The organism is Streptomyces sp. NPDC025793 (genome assembly GCF_055558375.1).
On sequence record NZ_JBVHMR010000126.1, the window covers coordinates 1 to 3,210 of the forward strand.

Annotated in this window: 3 protein-coding genes and 1 pseudogene; all 4 read right to left on the reverse strand. The window is 66.9% G+C overall.

Features of this window, described 5'->3' with window-relative positions:
* Positions 1–807: 807 nt before the first annotated feature.
* Positions 808–987: pseudogene (locus tag ACZ4MF_RS48750) on the reverse strand (RNA polymerase sigma factor); the annotation flags it as partial.
* Positions 988–1,285: 298 nt separating this feature from the next.
* A complete protein-coding gene (locus tag ACZ4MF_RS48755) occupies positions 1,286–1,702 on the reverse strand; it encodes an ester cyclase (RefSeq protein WP_467500873.1) in 417 nt (138 codons plus the stop codon).
* Positions 1,703–1,940: 238 nt separating this feature from the next.
* Positions 1,941–2,087 carry a hypothetical protein gene (locus ACZ4MF_RS48760; protein ID WP_467500875.1) on the reverse strand — a complete coding sequence of 49 codons (147 nt, stop codon included), beginning with the start codon at positions 2,085–2,087 and terminating at the stop codon, positions 1,941–1,943.
* A gap of 31 nt (positions 2,088–2,118) precedes the next feature.
* Positions 2,119–3,080 (reverse strand): IS5 family transposase gene (locus ACZ4MF_RS48765; RefSeq protein WP_467500876.1). Its coding sequence is split into 2 segments (ribosomal slippage): positions 2,119–2,687 and positions 2,687–3,080, totalling 963 coding nucleotides; the frame shifts between segments, so codons are not numbered across the junction.
* Positions 3,081–3,210: the final 130 nt, after the last annotated feature.

The window sequence follows — 3,210 nt, forward strand, 5'->3', positions numbered from 1 at the left end:
CCGCTACGAACGGAAAGCCGACCACTTCCTCGCCTTCACCAGCATTGCCTGCACCCTGATCTGCTACCGCAGACTCACCAAATGAGATGAGCTCTAAGTGACCGACAGGGTGCGCCGCGAAGCGTCCGGCTGCCAGTCGGTCGCACATGGCACCGGGCACCCGCACTCAGTGCTTCACCCCGGTCGCCGCCGACAACTGCTTCGTCATCGGGACCTCCATACCCCCAATCCATGTCGTTGGGGGGTGAACGTGTTCCAGCCTAAGTACCACTCGGGCCGGGCGCATGCGGGCCCACATCCCGCGCGTCTCGATCGCACACGAAAATCCGAGGAATGTGCTGACGGCGGCTCGCGAACGCTTCGTTGAACTTCTCTGTGACCGCTACGCGTTGGCCTGCCGCACACACTTGACCACAGCGCAGGCGCTGCCTGACGTCGCCAAAAAGAGCACACACCCGGTCATGAACGGCGCGCGGGGCATGTACATGGCTCTGCCGACGTCGGGGAGCGTCCCGTGCCGACGTTCGATCACGCCATCGGTCTGGGAGACTGACCGGACGCCCGTACCGTGATCGGTCGAGGCCGATTTCGCCGGTGCCTCCAGCAGAATTCGAAGCTGCCACACCCGCCTTTAGGAGTGGGATCGAATCCTGTTTTGCCTGGTCAGCGCCACCCGGATTCGTGCCCGATCCGGCTCATGCTGCCCCGTGGTGGGCAGTCCGCTCACGCATCGCGCACGCACGGAGCCCTTGTCCGGGAGGGCGTAGCCGCAGGTGGTGCAACAGACGATTCAGACACCCCTGTCGCCGCGTCCACCGCGATCCAGCCGCGAAAGCCCGCGCCGTCGCCCTTGAAGCGCCCGAAGTCGCGGGCCATCTCCAGCCAGGCGTCGACGGTCTCGTCCTCCGCGTCGTCGCCGAAGATGCCGCGCAGGCCGGATTGGACGATCCGGTAGGCGATTGCGAAGGCGGTCTCGTCTCCCTCCTGGGTGGTACGCCGATAAGTACGCCACGTTTGACGGCTACCTTCTGCGCCAGCCGACCGACCCTTGCAAGCTGCATCCGCATTGGGGGATGGACAACCAGTGGAAGTGGATCAGGGCATCACGCAAGGCGGACGTCCCGGAAGGGATGGTCCTCTACGGGAACCGCCATTTTTGGTGGACATGGCGCTCGCAGCCTGACGGCAGCGGGTCCTGGCCGCGCCGGCGGCCAGGTTCAAGTCATCGGTTGCGTCCATCACGCCGGCCCGACTGGCGCCAGCAGGCAGTGAGGCAGCGGATGGTTCATGCATCGGCCAGGCCGAGCTGACGCAGCATGCCGAGTTCGTCGCTGCTGCCCCAGCGCTCGACGAGCTTGCCGTCGCTGTCGAAGCGGCTTATCTGCATGCCGCGGTAGCTCACCTTCTTGCCGGTCGCCGACCGTCCCATCAGCGGTCCCAGATGCGTCCCGCTGATCATGTAGGCGAAGGCCAGCTCGTCGTCGGTGGCCAGCAAGTGTTCCACCTCGACGTGCAAGTCGGGGAAAGCGGCTCGCAGCTCGTTGAACATGGCTTTGTAGCCTTCGGGTCCCTGGGCCTGTCCTGGAGCGGGGTCATGATCGACAGAATCGGGCGCGACGATGGCGTCGAGGGCGTCGAGGTGCCCGGTGACCACGGCCTCTGCAAATGCGGTCTGTGCGGCGATGTTCGCTTGCTGCGCCATGGGCACTCCCGGGCGTGTACGGGACACCGGCTCGTTCACCGGCTGAGAGGTCCGCACCTACGCCGTATACCGACCGTACATCCGGCGCTCCCACGCAGCATGTCTGGACGGCAGGCCTGCGCCTCCGCCCGGAGCGGCGCCGCCGGTCCCCAGCGCGGTGACCCGGCGCATGCCCGCGAGACGTCGGCCGTGTGGGGCCGAGACCGGGCAGGGCAGGTCCCACCGCAGCCGCCGCTCGTCAATTCAGCTTCGACACCTGATAGTGGGTGATGAGCCGCTCATCGGCGACACGCCTGAGGACCACGCTGAGGGTGACCTTGAGGCTCGGCCGGTCGGTGAACGAGAAGTCGACGCTCAGGTAGCCGAGCAGGACATCCTCGGCCAACTGCCGTGTTCCAGTACTCGATACTCCGCCGTTAGGCCGTTTCTGATGGCTCTTGGACGATGTCGCGGAGCCAGATGGCGATCGCTGCGATGGCCAGGGTGCCGTTGAAGATGTAGTCGCGCTTGTCGTACCGGCTGGCCACCGCCCGGTACTGCTTCCACTTGCTGACGCACCGTTCAACGGCACTGCGGCGGCGGTACTGGGCCTTGTCGAAGGCAGGTGGGCGCCCGCCGGCCCGGCCCTTGCGCTTTCGGCTGGCTCGCTGGTCGTCGGGCTGGGCGATGGTCGCCTTGATGCCCCGTCGTCGCAGATAGCTGCGGTTGTCGCGGCTGGAGTACGCCTTGTCGCCGCGGACACGGTCCGGGCGGCTGCGTGGCCGGCCCGGTCCGCGCCGTCGGATCCGTAAGCCCTCCAGTACGGGGACGAACATGGGGCTGTCGCCCCGTTGACCCGGCGTGGTCTGCCAGGTCAGCGGGCGGGCCCGATCGTCCGACAGCAGGTGGATTTTGCTGGTCAGTCCGCCCCGTGAGCGCCCCAGCGCCTCCCGCCCATCCGCTTCCACACGCGCACCGCCCCCTTTTGCGGGTAGTCGCGTGGCGGCCGACGCCGGGCCCCGGCCGCATGCTGATGAGCCCGGCAAGAGGTGGAGTCGATGTTCACGGCCCACTCGCGCCTGCACTGCGCGCTCTCCGCTCCTACCGCCTTGGCCAGTGCCCCGTCGGGATCGGCAGCGTCGGCCTCGATCTGTAACTCGGCCAGGATCTGCCGCCACGTTCCATCCGCCGACCAGCGGCGATGCCGTTCATAGATGGTCTGCCAGGGGCCGTACCGCTCAGGCAGGTCCGGCCAGGGCACCCCCGTACGGGCCCGGAACAGCACGCCGTTGATCACTTTGCGGTGACCGGACCACTGCCCGCCAGGCTTGCCGTTCGCGGGCAGTAACGGCTCGATCTTCCGCCACTGCGCGTCCGTGAGCTCATGTCGCCGCACCATGACACGCACCTGCCCAACCCAAGAGCTGATCCACCTAGGCCGTTTCTGATGGCTCTTGCTGGTTTGGTGGATCAGCTCTTCGGCTGGGCAGGTGCGCTTCATGGTGCGGCGACATGAGCTCACGGATGCG